Below are 18506 nucleotides of genomic sequence, written 5' to 3' on the forward strand. Positions count from 1 at the left end.
TATACAATGAGAGCGAGGAGAACGTCGTGCTAGAAGAATACCGTAAGCACGTTGCCGAGCGTGCTGCCCAGGGAATCGTACCTAAGCCGTTAGATGCTTCCCAAATGGCCGCGCTGGTTGAACTGCTGAAAAACCCGCCAGCGGGTGAAGAAGAATTCCTGACCGATCTATTGGTCAACCGTGTACCCCCAGGTGTTGATGAAGCGGCTTATGTAAAAGCTGGTTTCCTGGCAGCTGTCACGAAGGGCGAAGCCCTCTCTCCTCTGGTTACTCGCGAAAAGGCAGTTGAACTGCTGGGCACCATGCAGGGTGGCTACAACATCCATGCCCTGATTGAAGCGCTTGACGATGAAGCACTGGCTCCGATTGCCGCTGAAGCCCTGTCCCACACGCTGCTGATGTTCGATAACTTCTACGATGTCGAAGAGAAAGCGAAAGCGGGTAACCCCCACGCGAAAAAAATTATCCAGTCCTGGGCCGATGCAGAGTGGTTCCTGAAGCGTCCTAAGCTGGCAGAAAAAATCACCACCACCGTGTTTAAAGTGACCGGCGAAACCAACACCGATGACCTCTCTCCGGCACCGGATGCATGGTCACGCCCGGATATTCCACTGCACGCACTGGCGATGTTGAAAAACCCACGTGATGGTATCGAACCCGACGATGCCGGTAACATTGGGCCGATCAAACAGATCGAAGCACTGCAGAAAAAAGGCTTCCCACTGACCTACGTCGGTGATGTTGTGGGTACAGGTTCTTCCCGTAAATCCGCCACCAACTCGGTCTTGTGGTTCATGGGCGATGACATTCCGTACGTGCCAAACAAAAAAGGCGGCGGTCTGTGCCTCGGCGGTAAAATCGCACCGATCTTCTTCAACACCATGGAAGATGCGGGCGCGCTGCCAATTGAAGTCGACGTTGACCGTCTGGAAATGGGCGACGTCATCGACGTTTACCCTTACAAAGGCGAAGTGCGCAATCACGAAACCGACGAACTGCTGGCGACCTTCGAGCTGAAAACCGAAGTGCTGCTGGATGAAGTCCGTGCCGGTGGTCGTATTCCACTGATCATTGGTCGTGGCCTGACCACCAAAGCACGCGAATCTCTCGGTCTGCCGCACAGCGATGTGTTTGTACAGGCGAAAGATGTGGCTGCCAGCACCCGTGGTTATTCACTGGCGCAGAAAATGGTTGGCCGTGCCTGTGGCGTTGAAGGTATCCGTCCGGGTGCCTACTGTGAACCTAAAATGACTTCTGTGGGTTCTCAGGACACCACCGGTCCAATGACCCGTGATGAACTGAAAGACCTGGCGTGCTTGGGCTTCTCATCCGATTTGGTGATGCAGTCATTCTGTCACACTGCGGCCTATCCTAAGCCGGTTGACGTGACCACGCACCACACTCTGCCAGACTTCATCATGAACCGTGGCGGTGTTTCACTGCGTCCGGGTGACGGCGTTATCCACAGCTGGCTGAACCGCATGCTGCTGCCAGATACCGTGGGTACCGGCGGCGATTCACACACCCGTTTCCCAATCGGTATCTCCTTCCCGGCAGGTTCTGGTCTGGTGGCGTTTGCTGCTGCGACCGGCGTGATGCCACTGGATATGCCTGAGTCAGTGCTGGTGCGCTTCAAAGGCGAAATGCAGCCGGGCATCACCTTGCGTGATCTGGTGCATGCGATTCCGCTATACGCGATCAAAGCCGGCCTGCTGACCGTTGAGAAGAAAGGGAAGAAAAACATCTTCTCTGGCCGCGTGCTGGAAATCGAAGGTCTGCCGAAACTGAAAGTGGAGCAGGCGTTTGAGCTGACCGATGCATCTGCTGAGCGTTCTGCGGCGGGCTGTACCATCAAGCTGGATAAAGAGCCGATCATTGAGTACCTCAACTCAAACATCGTGCTGCTGAAGTGGATGATCTCCGAAGGTTACGGCGATCGTCGTACGCTGGAGCGCCGCGTTGAAGGCATGCAGAAATGGCTGGCGGATCCGCAACTGCTGGAAGGCGATGCGGATGCAGAGTACGCCGCGGTGATCGACATCGATCTGGCGGAGATCAAAGAGCCAATTCTGTGTGCACCAAACGATCCGGATGATGCGCGCTGGCTGTCTGATGTGCAGGGCGAGAAAATCGATGAAGTGTTCATCGGCTCTTGCATGACCAACATCGGTCACTTCCGTGCAGCCGGTAAACTGCTGGATGCGCACAAAGGCCAGCTGCCAACCCGTCTGTGGGTTGCACCACCAACCAAGATGGATGCCGCACAGCTGACGGAAGAGGGCTACTACAGCGTCTTCGGTAAGAGTGGTGCGCGTATCGAAATCCCAGGCTGTTCACTTTGCATGGGTAACCAGGCGCGTGTGAAAGACGGTGCGACAGTGGTTTCCACGTCAACCCGTAACTTCCCGAACCGTCTGGGTACTGGCGCGAACGTGTTCCTGGCTTCGGCTGAATTGGCTGCGGTAGCATCCCTGCTGGGTAAATTGCCAACGCCAGATGAGTATCAGCAGTTTATGGTTCAGGTTGATAAGACGGCGGCAGATACTTACCGCTATCTCAACTTTGACCAACTGGGTCAGTACACCGAGAAAGCTGACGGCGTGATCTTCCAGACCGCTGTTTAATCGGCGCGAAGGATGAAGAGGGGACGATGCGAATCGTCCCCTTTTTTTTGTGCTGAGTAATAGATCAAATAAATCACATTGTCATTTTTTAAAAATAATAAGTGATGGTCATCAATTATTTTATTTTTAACCCTCCTCGATTTTATGTTTAAAATTTAATTATCGCGATGTGTTAACACTATTTGCGCAGTATTATGTGAGTAAATCGTAAATGTCGGTATTAACATCGTGTGAGCTTTAATTTTTTCATAACGAAATAACCAAGCAATATGCTACTTAAAATGGATTTAAGTCAGCACTAATGCCAGTACTTAACGCAAATTCAGCGAGTTGGCTTGTATTCGGATTATTCTGAATTCGGTCCTTCCCAAATTTATCCCATCCAGTTATGTTTAAAAAAAGTGACATCTGGCGCTTCGCTTAAGAAATAACTGGGTGCACTTAATTTGCGATGTTCATTGATAAATACTTAACACTTGTTCAAAGGGTGTACGCAGTGGAATGCATCACAGTGTAAAAGTGTTTAATCATTTCCAGATATCGCTACCTCAATCTATCCAATGCAATTGTGTGGGGGAAAAATGGAATTCAAATCCGCATTCTGTGCTTTATCGATAGCTGTTATCTGTAGTTCACCTTTAACTGTGCAAGCGGCAGGCACATTGACCGGGCAAGTGGGCATTCAGGTGGTCATCAGCGATGGCTGCACTGTCGGGAACAATGATTCCAGTGGCACCACCAATGATTGGGGTTCGATTAATTTCGGTACCTATGCCGATCTTGCCAATATCATTGATGGCAGCGTGTTGGGATCGGATGGCAGCAGCAGTGTCACGGTCACCTGCACCAGCGGATTATCCCCTACGCTAACGTTAGACGGCGGATTAAACGGCAGCAGTACGCTGCGCAACATGGCTTCCGGTACCACCTTAATCCCTTATCGACTCTATTCTGACTCATCTCGCAGCACGGAAATTGCCGTGAATGGCAGCGTGTCACTCTCTGCTGACGGAACCGCACAGGATGTGCCGATTTACGGTCGCATTTTACCTTCTGACCAAAGCACCACGGCGCCGACCTCAGGCACTTATGTTGATACCGTGACGGCGACACTCGCCTGGTAATCGCGCCATGGTGCGCTACCTTATCGCCGCAGGGTGGTTGCTGAGTGCATTACCCAGTTTCGCCAGCAGCACCACTGACAGTTTTCAGGTGACTGCCGAGATAACCAGCGGTTGTGCGTTTGGCACTTCGGGCAGCAGTAGCACCACCGATTTCGGCACGCTGGATTTTGGCACGATGTCTGCAATCAGCAGCAATGTCGATGTGGCGAGCAGCAGTGGTGCGGGGTCGATTGTGGTGACCTGCACGCCGGGAACCGCCATCACTCTCGCACTGGACTACGGTGAAAATGGCGGAAGTTCCGGTTCGCGATACCTGAGTAACGGCAGCGCAACACTGGCGTATCAGCTCTATCAGGATGCGGCGCACAGCAGGGTATGGGGCAGTGATTCCCTGGCTTACAGCGTGTCGTCATTTCCCGATAGTACTCAAACTTATACTGTTTATGGACGCTTGTTTGCCACGGCTGGCTTACCCACTTCTGGCACTTATAGCGATACCGTAACGGTCACTCTGACCTATTGAAGATGAAAAAATGGCTCCTGATTACTCTGCTTGCTTTGCAGAGCTCGATGTTGCATGCCGCCAGTTCGGTGTTGGTCTGGCCGATATTCCAGGTGATAGAAGCCGACCAGCACGGCAGTGCCTTGTGGTTAGAGAACCGTGGCAGCCAGCCAGTGCGCTTGCAGATCCGTATTTTAGCCTGGCAGCAGCAGGCGTATCGCGACCGATATGCTGACCAGGGGGAAGTGGTTGCCAGTCCTCCCTTTACCACCATTCCGCCGCAGCAGCGCCAACTGGTGCGGCTGATCCGGACTGCGGCACCACCAGATCAGGGTGAACAGGCCTATCGCATCATCCTGGATGAGATACCCAATGCGAACGTGCCTGCGGTCAAAAACAGCGCCGGATTGCGATTGCAGATGCGTTATGTGCTGCCGCTGTTCCTTGATAGCAAAGGGATATGGACTCAGCCACGCAGCGATGTACGGCGCGATCCCGCCACCGCCAGTCAACCACAACTGAGCTGGCAGTTGGTGACGGAGCAGGGGAAAACGCTGCTGCGCATTCGTAATGCAGGCAAGGTCCATGCGCGCTTGAGTGAGGTGTTCTGGGGTCGGGAAGCGGACGTCAGTAAAGCGTCATTGATCGTGGCAAAAGGATTCTTGGGTTATGTGCTGGCCGGACAAAGCATGCAATTCCCCCTGCCAACGGGAAACACGATGCCCATCGGCAGCACGCTGTTTACCCATCTCACTGATAACGGCCCCGTGGTTGCGATCTCACCATGAATGCAGCATGTGCGCGCAGGCTGGCTTTGATACCCGGCTTGTTGTTGTGCGGCATCGTGGACGCTCATGCCGAAGTGTATGACGGATTGCCCCCACCGCGCGCACTGCAGAGTGAGCAAAACGATTACACCCTGTGGCTCACACTGAGTGTCAATGGCCGTAATGATGGCAACGTCGTGCCCGTCACGGTGCATAACGCACATTATCTGCTGGATGTAGTGGTGCTACGGCGTAATAACGTGCAATTGCCGCCTACGGCAAGGGGTGTGCAGGATGTTAGCGTGTTGCCGCAGGTCCGTGTCAGTTATGACAGTGTGCACCAGGTATTACAGCTGCAGGTGCCCGACAGTTGGCTGCCAGAGCAAACGCTGAGTGACAGGCCGCAAACGGCGTATCAGGCCATCAGCTCACCCGGCATGTTGTTGAACTACGATGCCTACAACGTGAAAAGCGCTGATGACAGCAGCTATAGTGCGGTTTGGCTGGAACAACGTTTTTTCTCTACCTCAGGTTACCTGTCGAATACGGGCACCTGGCGGCAGTATTGGCAGGGAGAGGCAGATAGCGACAGCCGCGCGGGCTATCTACGTTATGACACCACCTGGAAATACAGCGATGTTGATCGCATGGTGAGTTTTCAACTGGGAGACGTCATCAGCAACTCACTCAGCTGGAGCAATTCGGTGCGATTAGGCGGGCTGCGTATCAGCCGCAGTTTTGCCGTCCGACCCGATTTAGTGACCTATCCGATGCTCAACTGGTCAGGCACCGCCGCGGTACCTGGCAGTGTTGATGTGTTTATCAACGGCTACAAAACCAGTAGCAACCGTCTCGATGCTGGCCCCTGGACGTTGACCAGTACCCCTTATATCAACGGTGCGGGGGAAGCGACCGTTGTCACCACCGATGCACTGGGGCGGCAGGTTGAAACCAGCATTCCCTTTTACGTATCTAACCAATTGCTGCGCAGTGGATTGAGCGATTTTGACTTTAGCGCAGGCGCATTGCGGCAAAACTATGGCATTCGCAGTGCCGATTACGATGCCGCCGCCGTCAGTGGATTTTATCGCTATGGCGTGAATGATCATCTGACTTTGGCGTTACAGGGTGAAGGTCGTGAAGGGCTGACGCGGATGGGCGCGGGCGTGGATATGGCGGTGGCGCGTTTGGGCACGCTTTCGTTGAGTGCCAGCCAGTCTCAGGCCGGTCAAGGTGGACAGCAATACTCTGCCGGCTATTCGTGGTACGCCCCGCGCTTTAGTCTCAGCCTGAGCCACGTTCAGCGTACTGCGAGTTTCAGCGATCTGTCGGTTTATCACACCAGCGCGAGCCTTAGCCGCCGGGCCGAGCAAGCCACGCTCAGTGTTGCACCTTTTGGTCGCTGGGCGGGCACCTTTGGCCTTGGTTATTTCGATATCACCGCCCATGACAGCACGCGCACTCGCTTAGCCAATTTATCCTGGAGCCGTGGCCTATGGGGCAATAGCAGCGTGCACGTGGCTCTGAATAAAACCCTTGGCGAACACGGTATGGCGGCGCAAATCCAATTACTCATTCCGTTTGATCAGGCGGGCTCGATTTCACTCTCCAACCAGCGTGATAGCAACGGCGAGAGTGCACAAACCCTGAGTTACAGTCGTGCAGCACCGGCGGCAGGTGGCATTGGCTGGAATCTGGCGGCATCACAAAACAACGACGGCTATCGTCAGGCGGATGTTACCTGGAAAAACCGCTACTCGGTGTTAAGCGGCGGCATGTACGGAACCTCGGGCGATCGTACGCAATGGTTTGATGCCAGCGGTGCCTTCGTGTGGATGGACAACGCGCTGTTTGCCACCAGCAAAATTAATGATGCTTTTATCGTGGTCAGCACTTCCGGCTACAGCGGTGTGCCGGTTCGCTATGAAAACCAACTGCTGGGTAACACCGACAGCCGGGGCCATATCCTGGTGCCGTGGGTCAGCGCGTGGTATCCCGCCAAACTGACCATCGATCCGCTGAATTTGCCTACGGATGTTAATACGCCACAGGTCGAACAACGCATATCGGTGCGTGAAGCGAGCGGTGCGCTGGTGAATTTTCCGCTGCGCAAGACCCGACCGCTATTGCTGACGCTGGTGGATGCGCAACATCACCCTTTACCGCCGGGAACGCTGGTGACGGAAGTGCACAGTGGGCAAACCACCCAAATGGGATATGGCGGCCAGGCGTGGTTTGACGATGTGCCTGAGCACAGTGAAATCAGCGTGTCGTTGCCGGCGGGACAGTGCCGACATGCGTTAACGATTAACAGCGAACAATTTCGCGCAGGGCCACTGGTGTGCGCCATGGCTAAAAATCAGGAGGAACATCAATGAAAAGGGTGCTAGTGGCGCTGATTGTCTTACTGTCCGGTTGGAGCGGATCGCTCTGGGCGGCCTGTACAGCCAGCTCAAGCAGTACAGACTTTGGCAGCGTCAGCTCTTTTACGTTAGCCAGCACCGCACAGGTGGTTGAAACCGGTACCGGCTTCACGTGTTCGGGCAGCGCTCTATCCCTGCTGAGCACCAATACCGTGACGGGCACCATCAGCAGCTCAGCCAATACATCCGGCACTTCGCCACAGGCTTACAACAGCAGCACCGGCAGTTATATCCCTTATACGATTTGCGGTGACAGCGCGTGCAGCACCACCTACAGCATCGGCAGCAGTAAAACCTGGAGCTCAACCTCACTGCTGGGTCTGCTGGGGTTGTTTAATGCCAGCGATGGCTCACTGCCGCTGTATTTGAAAAGCACCGCAGGCGTTAATGTGCCTGCGGGAACCTATACCGACACCATCACGCTGAACTGGAGTTACAGTATTTGTTTTGTCGGTGTTCTCGGAATATGCGCCTATACCACCGGCACGGCCACCTCAACCATCCAAATCCAGTTTGAGGTGACCAATGATTGTGCCATCGACAGCGCGCCCGATCTGGACTTTGGTAGCGCTTCATTGCCCGCCAGTTTTAGCACGGCTTCATCTGCGCTGGCCATTCGCTGCACGCTGAATGCGGCGTACAGCGTTAACCTTGCCAGCAGTAACGCCACCAGTGGCGATTGGCGACAAATGAGCAATGGATCTTCTCTGCTGCAATATCAGTTATATCAGGCTGATGGTACGGCATGGACGCCCGGCAATGACCTGAGTGAAACCGGCACCGGCGCCGCGCAAAGCATTAACTACTCCGCCAGAGTCAATCCCGACCAAACCAATCAGCCTGCCGGGAGCTACAGTGATACCGTGACGGTTACCGTCACCTATTGAGCGGCAGCTTCTGGCATAATGCGAGCGCGATCCCACTTTATTCAGCGCGCTACGCACAAAATGCACCTAACCGGTGCTGCACGTCGCGCCATTAGCTACACGAGGCAAACCCATGGAGTATGAATTTCTGCGTGATTTGACCGGGCAGGTCAAAGTACGTATGTCGATGGACCACGAAGCGGTGGGGCACTGGTTCAATGAAGAGGTCAGCGAAAACCTGGCCCTGCTGGATGAAGTGGAAGCGGCAGCGCGGGAAGTGAAGGGCACCATCAATCAGTGGCAGCGTGTCGGACATGAGTACACCATCTGGCTGGATGAAGAAGAGGTGATGATCCGTGCCAACCAACTGGCGCTGGAAGATGATGGCATGGAAGAGGGCATGGCCTATTACGACGAAGAGAGCCTGTCGTTTTGCGGTGTGGAAGATTTTCTGGCGGTGATTGCGGCTTATCGGCAGTTTCTCGCCGGTAAGTAAGTTGGATACACGTACATGTCGTAGTCAAAGTCTGTGACGCCAAGCCTGGCATTGTTTTCGTCGGGTGCGCATTTATGCGCACTTGGTAAATTGTGTTGCTGTTTTTTTGCGGCCGGGCTTGGTGCTCGGTCCAGAAAATCCCCGCCCGATCGCAAAGGAATCACGCATCCATGCTGATCGACCGCCACATCCATGTGGCGGACGCTTTGCCCTTCGGGCGAGGCTTCTCTGTCCTGTTGGGTTGATCATCGCTTTATTTGGAGCGATCTGCCACAACTCTGCACACAACCTAAACCGTCGCCACCGGCGTGGCGGGCGACCCCACCGCGCCCGGTAAACGCAAAGGTGGGGCGGTGAGCAGAAACGCATGGCGCTGGTGCTGCGCCAGCCAATCCGCCAGCGGACTGAGTAACATCAGCTCGCCGAGATACACCCCCAATCTGAACAGACATAAATCATGCAGTGGATGCGACGGATAAAAATCATCGTTCATTGGGCGTGCCGGTAAAATTTCCACCGCCGGATTATCGGCAATCAGCGCCACTACGCCGCTCTCGACGATCCAGTTGCGCAGCTGCTCATCACTGCCATCCAGACCCGCAAAGTGGCTGTTCAAAAACGTCATATCCGGCTCGCCCTGCATCGCCAGAATCGCTTCATCCATGCCGGTGCGGAAACACACCATGTCGCCCTGGCGCACCTCGATGCCATCTGCCTGTAAAATTTGCTGCAGATGCTGATAACCAAAGGCGAACCGCTCGGTGCCGAAGTGACGTTTAATATCAATCATCACGGCGCGGCCTTGCATGCCGTGCTGCGCCACATTTTCGATGCCGAGTTTCTTCGCGCCCAAATGGCTGCCGTGATCGCAGCCGCAACCGCCGCGATAATCAGTTTCCCCAACGATATCCACATTGGCTTTATAGCCGTTGTAAAACACCATCTCTGGTTCGCCGTTGCCGTTGACGTCGAACCACTGCCCCATGTGTGCCAGGCTGTCCCACTGCGTCGAATATTGCAGTGCCAGCGTCACGGTATCATCACAGATCACATCGGTGAGCAGCGGGTTATCACGCGACAGCGGATAGGTCATATTGGCATGTTCGCCACGGCGTGTCGCATTGAGCTGAGGCGGCGGCCGACGTGGATTCATCGCCGTGCCGCCCGGTAGATCGAGCGGTAAACTCAGGCAGAAAGTTTGCCCGGTTTTTACCTCGGCTACGCCTTCCAGCACCTTTTGCGCGGTTAAAAGATTCAATCGACCGAGCTGATCGTCGGGACCAAAATCCCCCCAGGTCGACTGTGCCGGGCGTTGCTTCCAGCGAGCATTCATACTTCTCTCCTTAAGTTGCCTTCCAGTGCTGCGGCAGATTCGGTGCCCATCGGCTGCACACGCGGCAGCCAGAAGGCGTAAATCAACGCCCCCACAACACCGATCACCCCGGCGATCTCCAGTGGGATCACAAAGGAGTGCGTGTATTGCATGATCACCCCGATCAGGATAGGCGAAATAATCCCGGCCAGATTGGCCGCCATGTTCTGGATACCGCCGATGGTGGCAACGTTAGCGCGGTTTGGCGCGACATCTGACGGCAGCGCCCACAGCGCGGCAGACGCAAAGGTGGCGGCGAAGTTGGCAAAGCAGAGTGCTGCCAGCGCCAGGCCAACAGTGGGGGAAAACGCCGCGAGACCGATGGTGGCGCTACCGAGCATGCCGCCGACCAGCGGGATCTTGCGCGCCACGCTCAGCGAGTAACCGCGACGCACCAGTGAATCGGACAGCAACCCGCCACACCAGCCGCCCACAATCGCCGCCAGTCCAGGCAGCATGCCTAGCAGGCCGAATTTCATCAGTGACAAGTGAAAGGTTTCCACCAGATAGGTTGGGAACCAGGTAAAGAAGAAGTAAGAAACGAAGTTAATGCAGAAGAAGCCAGCCATCATCGCCTGTACGGCACGTTGGCCCAACAACTGGCGCACGCTCATTGGATCGCCGGTTTGTGGATCCTGGTTGGCCTCAATGAACTCCACTTCCTCACGCGTCACCGTTTTGTGATCGCGTGGATCGCGATACCACAAATACCACGCCAGCGCCCACACTACCGCCACCACGCCGGAGATGACGAAAGTCATACGCCAGCCGACCAGCGCAATCAGGAAGGAGATAATCGGAATCGCCAGCGTGCCGCCGATTTTACTGCCGTTGTTGAAAGTGGCCGCCGCGAAGCTGCGCTCCTGACGTGGGAACCAGCGTGTTACCGTTGAAGAACTGGCGGGATAACTGGGGGCTTCTACCGCGCCGAGCACAAAGCGGAAGCCCACCAGTGCGGCAATAGAACTGGCCAGGCCACAGGCGGCGGTGGCTAAACCCCAGCCAAGGCTGCTGACGGCAAAAGTGATGCGTGGACCGAGTTTATCGACCAGCCAGCCGCCGGGCAGCTGGAACAGCACATAGCTCCAGAAAAACGCCGAGAGCAATAGGCCGCTGTCTGTGGGCGAGAAGTGCAACTCCTGGCTCATAAACGGCATGGCGACACTCATGGCGGCGCGATCGATGTAGTTGATGGCGATGCCGACTGACAGCACCGTGAGAATGACGAAACGAAATTTCCCTTTCGCTTTACTTGCCTGAATTGCAGCAGGTGATCCATTGGAATTCAGCGACATGTCGCCTCCAATTATTTTTTATTTTCTGTAGGGGAAACGCCGCATCAGGACGATGCGGCGAGTTTGGCACTTACGCGCCGCTTACCACGGAGTGTGGATGATGCGCCTGTTCCTCATCCACGATAGGTTCAACTTTACCCATCAGGAACAGGTAGTTAACAATACCGATAACCACTAATACAGCAGAGAACACCAGCGCCCAGGTGAAGTGGCCTGTCGCCCCGACGATAGCGCCGGTAATGATGGGACCCACGGCACCGCCCATATTCGAAACGGTATTTTGCAGGCCCGCCACAATGGAGACGCTGTTCTTTGGTGCCACATCGCCTGGCAGCGCCCAGACCTGAGAAGCCGCAACGGTGGTACCTGATTTAGCGATACACAGCAGCAGCACGGTCATAAATACCGAGTCAGTGAACGGGGCAAAACCGATGCACAGTGCCATCAGCAGACCAATCGTCAGGAACAGCTTGCGCGTAGCGGTCAGCGACAGCACCTTGTTGTGCACCATGCGATCCGATGCCCAACCTGCCAGCACTTCAATCACCATGCCGCAAATCAACGGCAGTGCAGCCACCATCCCCATTTTGAGGAAATCCATGCCTTTATCTTTCACCAGGTAGGTCGGCAGCCAGGTGATAAAGAAGTATGAGGTGTAGTTGATGGTGAAGAAGCCAATGCACATTGCCCAGATATTGCGGTAGCGCAGCAACTTGTACCACTTCATCGGACGGACGCTTTTGTCGCCGTGTTTCTGTGCCTGACCATCACGGATAAAGCGCACTTCTTCCTGGCTGATCGCTTTGTGATCTTCCGGGTTTTCCGAATAAATGAAGTACCAGGCAATGACCCAGAACACACCGAGTGAACCAATCACCAGGAAGGTGATGCGCCAGTCGAACATGGCGATCATAAACACGATCAGCGGCATGGCAACGGCACCGCCAAATTTCGATGCGCTGTCGAACAGGCCTGACACCGTGGCACGTTCGCGATCCGGGAACCAGCGTGCGGTGATACCCGCGTTGCTGGGGTACGCGGCGGCTTCACCGACGCCGAGCGCTAAACGCAGCGCCAGCAGTGATTTAAAGCCGGTTGCCAGGCCCATCGCCATGGTAGCAATTGACCACCAGGCCACCGCAATACCGAGACCTTTTTTCTGACCGAAGCGATCGGCGAACCAGCCCGCCGGGATCTGCAACAGCGCATAAGACCAGAAGAACGCCGCCATGATAAAGCCCATCATCTCTGGATTGATGTCGAGCTCTTTGATCAAATGCGGGGCAGCCGCAGAGAGTACGGTACGGTCAATATAGTTAATGGCGATTGCCAGCCACATCAGGCCAGCAATCCACCAACGAATGCGGGTAGAGCGAGAGGTGTTGTTCATAATATTTTTCACCTTCCCGGCGTCTTTCGTGCGATAGCGGCGTTGACGGCAATCATTTACCCCACTCGTCGGGGGTAAATGACCTTATCACTGGCTACAGCATTCATGACTGGGGATTAAAATTTGGATTAAGTAGGGTTTTGAGAAAATTAATCCAGCCCGTTCATAACATTTGTCGGGCGCTCGCCCTGTTTAATGCACTGCACAATCTGCGCGACGCAGCGTTCACCAATCGCGCTGATGGCGCCGTCGGTGTAACCCGCGATATGCGAAGTGGGGATAAAGTTGCTGAGCGTGAACAGCGGATGTTCCGCCAGCGGTTCCTGCTCGAAGACATCGGCAGCGGCACCGGCGATGACGTTATCCAGCAGCGCCTGATACAAATCTTGTTCATTGACAATGCCACCGCGAGAGGCATTGATCAGGAAAGCGCTCTTCTTCATGCGCTTGATGCGGGCAGCATCGAACAGATTCTGGGTTTTATCGGTGAGCGGCTTGTGCAACGTGATGAAATCGCTGTTTTCGGTCAACTGATCGAGGCTGACGAATTCGATGCCATGCTCGGCGGCAAATTTTTCATCCGGATAAAAATCGAACGCAATCACGCGCATATTGAAGCCTTTGGCACGTAGCGCGACCTGTTTGCCGATATTCCCGAGGCCGATAATACCCAGCGTTTTGCCATACACATCGGTGGCAAAGATGCGCGGCCAGTTGCCGGCACGGGTTTCAATGGCGGCCTGAGTGATCTGACGCGCGCTGTTGAGGATCAGGGCAAAGGCGAAATCGGCCACGGCATGTTTGTTGGCATCCGGCACATTGGTGACGTAAATGCCGCGTGCGCGAGTGGCATCCAGATTGATGTTGTCGACACCGACGCCATGCTTACACACGATCTTCAGCTGAGGCGCTTGCGCCAGCAGTGCTTCGTTCACATCGGTGAAGGCAACGATCATCGCCACAGTCTCGGCCAGATGCGGTTCCAGCGCGCTGAGCGGTGCATCGGCGGGCAGCGTGATCAGCTCAAAACCATGCTGTTGCAAGGTGTTGATAGGCGCAGCGTCGTATTTGGCGAAAGACGGTGAAGTACAGATAACTTTCATAGCGTTTCCCAATCCTGGTGTTGGAGCGGGCAGCAAAGGCTGCCCAATCGGTCATTACTGCAGATACTGATTCACGATCTGGCGGATCTTCTGCTCTTCTTCGGCAGAGAAGCTCACCGCATAGCGGCTGTTACCCACATCTGAACCCAGCAGTGAAACGGCTTTCTTCACGGTAGCGGGCGGGAAACCGACGCTGTAGAGATCGGTACGCAGGCCAGTAATGTTTTCCTGCGCCTGACGCGAGCCTTCAATATCACCCGCGTGGAAGCGTGCCCAAATGGCGTTGATCTCTTTCGGTGCCACGTTGGCGAGACCCGAAATACAGGCGGTGCAGCCTTCTACAAAACCACGATGGATCAGCGAATCTGGACCGGTCAGCACGTTGAAGTTCTCCATGCCTTCCGCAGCCTTAAGGAAACCGCTCAGACTTTCATAGCTGCCCGCGCTGTCTTTAATGCCGATGATGTTGGGATGCGAAGCCAACGCACGCACGGTTTCCGGCTGCAAAGTGTTGCCGGTGCGCGCAGGGATGTTGTACAGATACAGCGGCACTTCAATCGCATCCGCTACCGCGCGGTAGTGCGCAATCAACTCTTCCTGCTTCAGCGGCACGAAATACGGGGTGATCACTGAAACCGCATCCACGCCCAGTTTGGCGACTTGCTTGCCGAGACGGATGGTTTCACGGGTGGAGATTTCACCGATGTGTGCCACCACTGGCGCCGCGCCGTTCACTTCGTCCACGCAGGTTTCAGTGACCGCTAATTTCTCCTGCTCGTTGAGCACAAAGAACTCACCGTTGGTGCCGCCGCAGAAGATGCCGTTGCCGGCGCTAAGCTGACGTTGTACCTGCAGGCGCTGAGCCGCGGGATTAAATGCACCTTCACTGTCAAAGGTGGTGACGATGGCGGTTAATACGCCCTGAATTTTCTTGCTCATGATGCCCTCATTAATCCTTAGTGATTCAAAGCCGGAAAGAGTGTCAGGTAGACGTTTCGTACGTCATCGGCGCTCACTTTCATCGGTACATTCTTCATCAGGCGCTGCACGTCGAGCGCGGCTTCAACCAGATACGGCAGATGATCCGGGCCGATGCCCAGTTCTTCGAGGCTGGCAGGCAGTTTGAGACGTTTCACCAGCGCGGCGAAATACTCCACCAGCGCGTGCGATTTCGCCTCTTCATCCAGTGAGGCATCGGCGTCCGGCAGCAGATCGTAGGCCTGCGCGAATTTGCTCACGGCAGCGGGGCGCACAAAGCGCATGCACGGTGCCAGCAAAATGGCGTTCGCTACACCGTGCGGCAGATGATATTTGCCGCCCAGCGGATAGGACATCGCATGCACCAGATGGGTGCCTGCGTGGGCAATCGATGCGCCACCGTAATAAGAGGCCCACAGCATGTTGAGGCGCGCTTCGAGGTTGCCTGGTTCGGCAATCGTGGTCTCAAGGCTGGCAAACAGCTTTTTCATGCCGATCAGCGCATAGTTATCACTCACCGGATTGGACACGGTGGCGGTAAAGCACTCGATCAGATGACACAGTGCATCAATACCCGTCGAAGAGGCGATATGCGGCGGCATGCTGGTGGTCAGTTCGGGCACCAGTGCGACATAATCGGGCAGCATAATCGGAGTGATGATGCCGACTTTGGTCTCTTTCTCTGGGATCGCCAGGATCGCGTTCGGCGTGGCTTCGGAGCCCGTACCGGCAGTCGTCGGGATCAACAGTGACGTGGTGCGGGTCAGGGGTTTCTCACCGGCGAGCAGGGCATCCAGTGTCGGTGCACCGTCAACGCACAGAATTGACAGCAGTTTGGCGACATCCAACACGCTGCCACCGCCCACGCCAATTACCAGATCAATGTCGGTTGAGGGCAACGCGGCCACAATGGCGGCGACATCGTGCTGGCTCGGCTCGGGTGGCACGCTGTTCACAATGCTCAAACTGCTGATCTGCTGCTTCAGCTGCGCGATCAGCGACTGAACCGCTGGAATGCCTTCGATATTTTTATCGGTTACCAGAAGCGCTTTTTCTTTACCCTGCAGCAAATAGCTGAGGTCATTAAGCGCCTGAAAGCCACTGATCACGGTGCTGTTGATATTCATTTCATACCCTTATCGCGGTTTTTTCGTACTAAATGATTAACTTTGCTCATTCAGTGCGGGTTCTGTCACTACAGTGCCTAAATTTATAGGACAAATTGATTTCAAATAATTTGATCTTGCTCACATATAATCAATCGTGATTGAATATAATCAATCTCAACACGGCGAGCTGCCGGCAGAGGAAAGAGAATGACTTCACAGCCATGGAAAACACCCGTCTTAGTGATTGCGGATGATTTTACCGGTGCCAATGACGCGGGTAGCGGGTTGGCACGTGCGGGTGCAAAGGTGCATGTGTTGTTTGATAGCCGCACGCCACACGATGCTAACAGCGCCGATGTGCTGGTCATCAGCACCGACAGCCGTGCAGTCAGCGCGTCAGAAGCAGCGCATCGTACAACGCTAGCATTACAGCAGCATCAGGCGATTGCCCAGGATGGCTGGCTGTTTAAAAAGATTGATTCCACGCTACGTGGCAATCCGGGCGCAGAGATAGAAGCGGCGTTACACGCCAGCGGAAAAACCTTAGCGCTGGTGGTGCCCGCAGTGCCGAAACTGGGCCGCACCACGCGTGAAGGTGAAGTATGGATCAATATGCAGCGTCTGACGGACACCGAATTTGTCAGCGACCCGAAAACCCCGGTGACCAGTAGCCATGTGTTAACCCGCCTGCATATGCAGAGTGATCTGGCCGGTGAAACCCTGGATTTGGCGACGGTGCGCAGTGGCAAGTTGGCACAAGTGCTCGCCAGTAAGCAGGGCCTGGTGGTGCTGGATGCCGAGCAGGATGCTGACATTGCGCTGATCGTGGCGGCGGCGGCGAGTTTATCCACACGGCCCCTGCTGGCCGGCGCTTCCGGATTGGGTGATGCCCTGGGCGAATATCTGGCGGCGCGTCCGGCCAGGCCGGTGCTGGCAGTGGTGGGTTCCATGAGCGCCATCGCGCAGCTGCAAATCGCCCACCTTGCGACCCAACGTGACATTCGCATTATCGATATTGATATCCGTCAGCTGTTTGCTCAACCCGCGTGGCCGCAGGCTGTCGAGTGGCAGCAGGCGATGCAACAGGCCCTACGCGACGGCGCACACTGCGTGGTGCGCACCACACAGCATGCAGAGCAACGCCATGAGATTGAACAGCTGTGTCAGCAACATCAGGTGTCACGCCAGGAGCTGGGAGAACGCATCTGCCACTTCCTCGCCCAATTGACCCAGAACGTTTGCCGCCAGGCCTTGCCTGCCGGGTTGTATCTTTCGGGCGGCGACGTGGCGATTGCCGTCGCACAGGCGCTCGGCGCCAGTGGTTTTCAGATTCAGGGCCTGGTGGCGGGCTGTGTGCCGCACGGGGTTCTGCTAAATAGCGAATTACACCTGCCGGTGATGACCAAAGCGGGTGGCTTTGGTGACGAAAACACCCTGGTAGAAGCCATCCGTTTCATTGAGGAGAAGTCGAGTGAATAAAATTATTGCGGTGACCATGGGCGATCCGGCGGGCATCAGCCCGGAGATTATCATTAAAGCGTTAGCGGAAGGCGACCTGGCGGGGATCCCGGCGGTGGTGGTCGGCTGTGCCAGCACGCTGCGTCGGGTGATGGGATTGAACATTACGCCGCAGGCAGAACTACGCGTGCTGGATAACGTCAAAGACGCGCATTTCGCACCGGGCATCATCAACGTTATCGATGAACCGCTGGCCAATCCTGAAGCGTTAAAACCAGGCGTGGTGCAAAAAGAAGCCGGTGATTTGGCCTGGCGCTGTGTGAAACGCGCCACCGAACTGGCACTGGCCGGTGAAGTGCACGCGATCGCGACAGCTCCACTCAATAAAGAAGCACTGCACTCAGCAGGGCACATTTATCCGGGACACACCGAACTGCTGGCGCAACTGACTAACACGAAAAACTACGCCATGGTGTTGTACACCGATCATCTGAAGGTGATCCACGTCACGACGCATATCGCGCTGCGTAAGTTCCTCGACACTTTGAATGGCGATCGTATCCAGACGGTGATCGGCATGGCGGATACCTTCCTGCGCCGCGTCGGTTTCGACAAGCCGCGCATTGCCGTAGCCGGGGTGAATCCGCATGCGGGCGAAAATGGCCTGTTTGGTGACGAAGAGATCACTACCGTGGCACCGGCGATCAAAGTGATGAAAGAGCAGGGTATCGATGTTTATGGCCCGTGCCCGCCGGATACGGTGTTCCTGCAGTGTCAGCAAGGTCAGTACGATATGGTGGTGGCGATGTATCACGACCAGGGGCACATCCCTCTGAAATTGTTAGGCTTTTATGATGGCGTCAATATCACCGCTGGCCTGCCGTTTATCCGCACTTCTGCGGACCACGGTACGGCGTTTGATATCGCCTGGACAGGTAAAGCGAACTCTGCGAGCATGGCGATCTCCATTAAACTCGCGATGCAGCTAGCATAGGGAAA

The 18506-nt window shown here is 55.3% G+C and carries 15 protein-coding genes; 9 read left to right on the top strand and 6 right to left on the bottom strand.

Annotated features, from left to right (window positions below):
- Positions 1–26: 26 nt before the first annotated feature.
- The 7 genes from acnB to yacL all read left to right on the top strand — a co-directional run bounded on the left by acnB (position 27) and on the right by yacL (position 8802).
- Positions 27–2624 (top strand): bifunctional aconitate hydratase 2/2-methylisocitrate dehydratase, encoded by a 2598-nt coding sequence (gene acnB / locus ACCW76_RS11135; RefSeq protein WP_200678483.1) that lies wholly within the window; start codon positions 27–29, stop codon positions 2622–2624.
- 581 nt (positions 2625–3205) lie between these two features.
- The gene (locus tag ACCW76_RS11140) at positions 3206–3748 is read left to right on the top strand and encodes a Csu type fimbrial protein (protein WP_436338555.1); all 543 of its coding nucleotides are present in this window, start codon (positions 3206–3208) and stop codon (positions 3746–3748) included.
- A 7-nt stretch (positions 3749–3755) separates the two neighbouring features.
- Positions 3756–4271, top strand: a complete 516-nt coding sequence (locus ACCW76_RS11145) for a Csu type fimbrial protein (protein WP_436338556.1) — start codon at positions 3756–3758, stop codon at positions 4269–4271.
- A gap of 2 nt (positions 4272–4273) precedes the next feature.
- Entirely contained in the window at positions 4274–5038 is a 765-nt protein-coding gene (locus tag ACCW76_RS11150) for a fimbrial biogenesis chaperone (protein WP_436338557.1), read from the top strand.
- A complete protein-coding gene (locus tag ACCW76_RS11155) occupies positions 5035–7395 on the top strand; it encodes a fimbria/pilus outer membrane usher protein (RefSeq protein WP_436338558.1) in 2361 nt (786 codons plus the stop codon). Before ACCW76_RS11150 ends, ACCW76_RS11155 begins: the two co-directional genes overlap by 4 nt.
- Positions 7392–8327: a Csu type fimbrial protein gene (locus ACCW76_RS11160; protein ID WP_436338559.1), complete on the top strand. Its 936-nt coding sequence runs from the start codon at positions 7392–7394 to the stop codon at positions 8325–8327. The genes ACCW76_RS11155 and ACCW76_RS11160 overlap by 4 nt, the downstream gene beginning before the upstream one ends.
- 112 nt (positions 8328–8439) lie before the next feature.
- A complete protein-coding gene (gene yacL, locus ACCW76_RS11165) occupies positions 8440–8802 on the top strand; it encodes a protein YacL (RefSeq protein WP_436338560.1) in 363 nt (120 codons plus the stop codon).
- A 289-nt stretch (positions 8803–9091) separates the two neighbouring features.
- On the opposite strand, the gene ACCW76_RS11170 is transcribed toward yacL, so the two are convergent.
- From ACCW76_RS11170 to ACCW76_RS11195, 6 genes are all read right to left on the bottom strand, one after another.
- Complete coding sequence (locus ACCW76_RS11170) at positions 9092–10135, bottom strand: cyclase family protein (protein WP_436338561.1); 1044 nt, start codon at positions 10133–10135, stop codon at positions 9092–9094.
- Positions 10132–11469 carry an MFS transporter gene (locus tag ACCW76_RS11175; protein WP_200678481.1) on the bottom strand — a complete coding sequence of 446 codons (1338 nt, stop codon included), beginning with the start codon at positions 11467–11469 and terminating at the stop codon, positions 10132–10134. The genes ACCW76_RS11170 and ACCW76_RS11175 overlap by 4 nt, the downstream gene beginning before the upstream one ends.
- A 70-nt stretch (positions 11470–11539) precedes the next feature.
- Complete coding sequence (locus ACCW76_RS11180; protein WP_436338562.1) at positions 11540–12859, bottom strand: MFS transporter; 1320 nt, start codon at positions 12857–12859, stop codon at positions 11540–11542.
- Between the two features lie 149 nt (positions 12860–13008).
- Positions 13009–13962, bottom strand: a complete 954-nt coding sequence (locus ACCW76_RS11185) for a phosphoglycerate dehydrogenase (protein WP_038649018.1) — start codon at positions 13960–13962, stop codon at positions 13009–13011.
- A 54-nt stretch (positions 13963–14016) separates the two neighbouring features.
- Positions 14017–14901 (bottom strand): dihydrodipicolinate synthase family protein, encoded by an 885-nt coding sequence (locus ACCW76_RS11190; protein WP_045816812.1) that lies wholly within the window; start codon positions 14899–14901, stop codon positions 14017–14019.
- Between the two features lie 17 nt (positions 14902–14918).
- Complete coding sequence (locus tag ACCW76_RS11195; RefSeq protein WP_436338563.1) at positions 14919–16067, bottom strand: iron-containing alcohol dehydrogenase; 1149 nt, start codon at positions 16065–16067, stop codon at positions 14919–14921.
- Positions 16068–16256: 189 nt separating this feature from the next.
- Between ACCW76_RS11195 and dtnK the strand changes: the two genes are divergently transcribed.
- The gene (gene dtnK / locus ACCW76_RS11200; RefSeq protein WP_436338564.1) at positions 16257–17528 is read left to right on the top strand and encodes a D-threonate kinase; all 1272 of its coding nucleotides are present in this window, start codon (positions 16257–16259) and stop codon (positions 17526–17528) included.
- Entirely contained in the window at positions 17521–18501 is a 981-nt protein-coding gene (locus ACCW76_RS11205; RefSeq protein WP_034829583.1) for a D-threonate 4-phosphate dehydrogenase, read from the top strand. The genes dtnK and ACCW76_RS11205 overlap by 8 nt, the downstream gene beginning before the upstream one ends.
- Positions 18502–18506: the final 5 nt, after the last annotated feature.

The sequence above is a fragment of the Pantoea sp. C8B4 genome (assembly GCF_051336905.1).
Classification (GTDB): Bacteria; Pseudomonadota; Gammaproteobacteria; order Enterobacterales; family Enterobacteriaceae; genus Pantoea; species Pantoea rwandensis_B.